The 4367-nt window shown below is 68.3% G+C and carries 6 protein-coding genes; 4 read left to right on the forward strand and 2 right to left on the reverse strand.

The features are described 5' to 3' along the window. A partial coding sequence (locus RDU12_RS13030) for a thioredoxin family protein (RefSeq protein WP_308685014.1) occupies nucleotides 1-351 on the forward strand: 351 nt, incomplete at its 5' end. Between the two features lie 239 nt (nucleotides 352-590). Here the strand turns inward: RDU12_RS13030 and RDU12_RS13035 are convergent. Next, on the reverse strand, nucleotides 591-1067 hold the full coding sequence (locus RDU12_RS13035; protein WP_300289567.1) for a hypothetical protein: 477 nt from the start codon (nucleotides 1065-1067) through the stop codon (nucleotides 591-593). Between the two features lie 101 nt (nucleotides 1068-1168). Here RDU12_RS13035 and pgi point away from each other — a divergent pair, with 101 nt between their 5' ends. After that, entirely contained in the window at nucleotides 1169-2794 is a 1626-nt protein-coding gene (gene pgi / locus RDU12_RS13040; RefSeq protein ID WP_300289568.1) for a glucose-6-phosphate isomerase, read from the forward strand. Nucleotides 2795-2876: 82 nt separating this feature from the next. Beyond that, nucleotides 2877-3350: a hypothetical protein gene (locus RDU12_RS13045; RefSeq protein WP_308685017.1), complete on the forward strand. Its 474-nt coding sequence runs from the start codon at nucleotides 2877-2879 to the stop codon at nucleotides 3348-3350. A 154-nt stretch (nucleotides 3351-3504) separates the two neighbouring features. Here the strand turns inward: RDU12_RS13045 and RDU12_RS13050 are convergent, their stop codons facing one another. Next, on the reverse strand, nucleotides 3505-3936 hold the full coding sequence (locus tag RDU12_RS13050; RefSeq protein ID WP_300289570.1) for a hypothetical protein: 432 nt from the start codon (nucleotides 3934-3936) through the stop codon (nucleotides 3505-3507). A gap of 251 nt (nucleotides 3937-4187) precedes the next feature. Between RDU12_RS13050 and RDU12_RS13055 the strand changes: the two genes are divergently transcribed. Beyond that, the coding region (locus RDU12_RS13055) for a co-chaperone GroES (RefSeq protein ID WP_308685018.1) at nucleotides 4188-4367 on the forward strand (180 nt) is incomplete at its 3' end.

The raw sequence follows: 4367 nt of genomic DNA on the forward strand, positions 1-4367 counted from the left end.
CCACGGCCCGCCAGCGCGCCGTGGTCGCCGGCCGCGGTCGAGGCGGCGCTGGCCGAAGGACGGCCGGTGCTGATCAATTTCACCGCCGACTGGTGCGTGACCTGCAAGATCAACGAGCGGACCTCGCTGGGCTCGGCGAAGGTCGCGGCCGCGATGGAGGCGGCCAACGCCGTCTATCTGGTCGGCGACTGGACCCGTCGCGACGACGCCATCACCGCCGAATTGGAGAGGCACGGCCGCTCGGGGGTGCCGCTGTATCTGCTGTACTCGCCCGGCTCGCCCGAGCCGCGCATCCTGCCCCAGCTGCTGACCGAGGGGGTGGTGATCGAGGCGCTGGGGGAGGCTGGCTGAAGACCCTCTCCCGTTGGGAGAGGGCTTGAGCGCCCGGGAGCGAAGCGATCGGTCGCGCGAAAGGGTGTGGGGCGGTGGCCTGCAGTCGGCGCAAGCCGCGTCGCCGACCGGAGCGGCGGCTCACGCCGACTGAAACAACCGACCCACATCCGACCGGGCTCCGCCCGGCCACCTTCTCCCAATGGGAGAAGGATCAGGGGATGAGGCCGGCGGCGTGGGGGCGAATGGCGGGATCCGCGCTAGGCCTCCGGCTGCGGCGGCGCCGTGATGACCTCGACATTGTCGTTGAGCAGATAGGCCAGTTCGTCGAGGGCGACGCGGCGCTCGGCCGGATTGGGCGCGGCCTCCACGGCGGCGACCTTGACCGGGATGTCTTCCGAGATGCCGCGCAGGATGCATTTCAGGTCGTTGTCCGTGCCCCGTTCCTTGAGGATCAGGTGACCCTGCATGTCGAGCGCGGCCAGTTCCGACGCCTGGGTCTTGAAGCGGCTGAAGGCCGGGCTGGCGAAGAAGTCGGCCTGATCACCGGCGCCAGCGGCCAGCCAGGCCTGAACCTCACCGTGAAGGCCGCCCGAGCGGGCGACGATGTCGGCGAACAGGGGCTCCGAGGCGACGGACACGGGCGCGCTCGGGGCAACCGGCGGCTGGGCCGCGGCGATGGCCACGTTCGGGTCGGAGAGCAGCAGGGAGACGGCCAGGGCGACGCCGCAGGACATGGCGGACCTCATAATGTTGGGCCGAATCACGGTTTCGGCGTTGAACCGGCTTACGCCCCACCCGTAAACGAGGGTTTACCCTCCTCCCGCAGAGTTCGCCCATGACCGCCCGCAAACAGGCCCTGGACATGCTTCGCGCCGTGGCGCGCAAGGACGCCGGCGCGCGCATCGTGCATCAGTTCGCGACCGATCAGGGACGATCCGAGCGCATGGGCGTGGAGGCGGCCGGCCTGTATCTGGACCTGTCCAAACAGAGCTGGACCGCCGAGGGCTTCGAGGCCGCCCTCGATCTGGCCCGGGCCTGCGACATAGAGGGACGGCGGGCGGCCCTGTTCGGCGGCGAGGCGGTCAACAACACCGAGGGCCGGGCAGTGCTGCACCCCGCCCTGCGCGCCGCCGACGACGCCGATTTCCGGGCCCTGGGCGAGCCGGTCTCGAAGGCGGTGGCGGCGACCCGGCGCGAGATGGCGCAGTTCGCGACGGACATCGGCTCAGGAGCCGAAACCGGCGGGACCAAACAGCCGTTCACGGCCATCGTCCACATCGGCATCGGCGGCTCGGACCTGGGGCCGCGCCTGCTGTGGGACGCGCTGCGGCCGCTGGAGCCGACCATCGACCTGCGCTTCGTGGCCAATATCGATCCGCGCGACATGGGCGAGGCCCTGGCCGGGCTGGATCCCGCGACGACGCTGGTGGTGGTGGTGTCCAAGACCTTCACCACCCAGGAGACGCTGGCCAACGCCGATCTGGCCAAGGCCTGGCTGGCCGAAAGCCTGTCGCCGAAGCGGCTGGTCCGGCACCTCGTCGGGGTCACCGCCGCGCCGGACAAGGCCGAGGCCTGGGGCTGCGGCCGCACCTTCGGCTTCCGCGACTGGGTCGGCGGCCGCTATTCGCTGTGGTCGGCGGTCAGCCTGTCGGTCGCGGTGGCGCTGGGCTGGGACGTGTTCGAACGGGTGCTGGCCGGTGCGCGCGCCATGGACGACCATTTCCGCGAGGCGGATCTGGAGAAGAACGCCCCGGTGCTGCTGGCGCTGGCGCAGGTGTTCAACGTCGAAGGTCTGGACCGGCACGCCCGTACGGTCGCCCCCTACGCGCATGGCCTGCGCCGTCTGCCGGCCTTCCTGCAGCAGCTGGAGATGGAATCGAACGGCAAGCGGGTGAAGCGCGACGGCTCGCCCGTCGACACCGCCACCGGGCCGATCGTGTTCGGCGAGCCGGGCACCAACGGCCAGCACGCCTTCTTCCAGCAGATTCACCAGGGGCCGCAGGTGGTTCCCGCCGAATTCATCGTGGTCCGCCACACCTCCGAGGCGGCCATGGACGACCGCCAGGGCGACGCGCCGCTGTGGTCCAACGCCCTGGCCCAGGCCCAGGCCCTGATGGTCGGCAAGACCGAAGCCGAGGCGCACGCCGAACTGCGGGCGGCCGGGGCGGACGAAGCCGAGGCCGACCGGCTGGCGCCGCACAGGACCTTCCCCGGCGACCGGCCGTCGACGACCCTGCTGATGGACGCCCTGACGCCCGAGGCGGTCGGGGCCCTGATCGCCCTCTATGAGCACAAGACCTTCGTCGAGGGCGTCATCTGGGACATCAACAGCTTCGACCAGTGGGGCGTCGAACTGGGCAAGGTGCTGGCCAGGGCGATCCTGACGGACGTGCAGGCGGGGGAGCCGTCGGAAGGGTTGGATCCGTCGACGGCGGAGCTGATGAAGCGGCTGATGGTGTAGGGGGGCCGACGCTGGCGCTCGTCCACTTGTCAGCATCCACGCCGTGTGGAAACTGTTCAGCCTGTCTGTTCCGGGGCCCAACATGATCCGCACCTCTGTCATCGCTGTCCTGTTTTCGCTCGGCTTCGGAACGTCGGCGATCTCCCAAACACCCGCGCCCACGGAACTTCGAACGCCGGCGGACCCCCTCTCCTATGTCGAGGGCGATTGGTATGATGTGCGGCGGAAGATCAAGGTGACGGTTTCGGAAGGAACAGTGACGATCAGCGAGTTCGACACTGAAAGCTCACTGCCCCGGCAGTATCGCGTCGGCACCGTCATCGGCCGTCTTCGGGCTGGCCGTCAGGATGGAGAGCGCTCGTATCGCTTTACCGGTGAGTGCATCGAACCCAACTTCGACGGCGTCAGCAGTGCCATGGTGAACTGTTTCGATTTGCAGCAACTCACCGCCTCCCGGTCCCCGGACGGGAGTGTTTTCAATACCTTGAAAGTAAAATTGCTTGAGTTGCGTCGCCGCGAAGCGATCAGCGAAGGTGAATGGGCCGCCCGTCGGTAACGAAGGAAGGTTTCCGAGGAATCGAAGGTCGAAAGCGGGCCCCGACGGGCCTGCCCGAAACCCGCCCATGAAAAAGACGGCCTCCGTTTCCGGCGCCCGCCTTCCTCGCCCACGCCCGACCAATACTCACGCGGCCGGGCGAAAGGGAGCTGTTCTACCAGCGACGCTCGTAGCGATAGTCGCGGTTGTGATTCTGGGCGCTGCGCCACTGGCCATGGTTCCTCCAGAAGCGGCCGTCGCGGTAGTAGCCACGGCCCTGATAGGTGCGGCCCTCAACGTAGCGCTCGTTGTAATTGCGGTCCCCGTACTGGCGGTCACGGCTGTTGATGCCATGCTCGCGTTCCCAGTGACCGAGGTTCCGGTAGCAGCGGCCGTCGCGGTAATACTGGCAGTCCTGACCGCGGTAGGCGCCCTCGTCGTAGCGGTGGCGATCATTGTCGCCCGAGGCGGCGATGACGCCGCGGATGATCGCGTCGAACAGCGGGTCGCCGCCGTAGCCGTAGGACTGGGCGCTGGCGGGCGCCGCGGCGGCGAGCGCGAGGGCCGCGACCGAACCGGCGGCGAAGGTCTTGAAGGAAATTTTCATCGGATGGCTCCTTTGACGGCGCCGAAGCGGCATGGACCCGCAGTTATGGCCGCCTGCGCGTGTATGGAGCCGGAGGACGGGGTTCATTCGCGGTTCATCCCGCATTCGCCGGCGAGGCCACGATTCCCGAGCGGCCGTGCTTGACGATGGGGGTCGGGAGCCCTACCTGCCCACTCGTTAGCACTCGGGGGCAGCGGCTGCCAAAGCCGGACTCCGGGGCTCAATCGAAATTGTATTGGGAGACACTACAGATGGCGTTTCGTCCGCTCGGCGACCGCGTGCTCGTGAAGCGCGTGGAAGAAGAATCCAAGACCAAGGGCGGGATCATCATCCCCGACTCGGCCAAGGAGAAGCCGCTGGAGGGCAAGGTCATCGCCGCCGGCAAGGGCAAGATCCTCGAGAACGGCGAGGTCCGCCCGCTGGACGTCAAG

The sequence above is a fragment of the Brevundimonas sp. genome (assembly GCF_031082345.1).
GTDB lineage: Bacteria > Pseudomonadota > Alphaproteobacteria > Caulobacterales > Caulobacteraceae > Brevundimonas.

Bases quoted from the DNA above. Each gene is read 5' to 3' on its own strand.
- RDU12_RS13035 (WP_300289567.1), bottom strand. From the start codon at position 1,067: ATGTCCTGCGGCGTCGCCCTGGCCGTCTCCCTGCTGCTCTCCGACCCG.
- pgi (WP_300289568.1), top strand. From the start codon at position 1,169: ATGACCGCCCGCAAACAGGCCCTGGACATGCTTCGCGCCGTGGCGCGC.
- RDU12_RS13045 (WP_308685017.1), top strand. From the start codon at position 2,877: ATGATCCGCACCTCTGTCATCGCTGTCCTGTTTTCGCTCGGCTTCGGA.
- RDU12_RS13050 (WP_300289570.1), bottom strand. From the start codon at position 3,936: ATGAAAATTTCCTTCAAGACCTTCGCCGCCGGTTCGGTCGCGGCCCTC.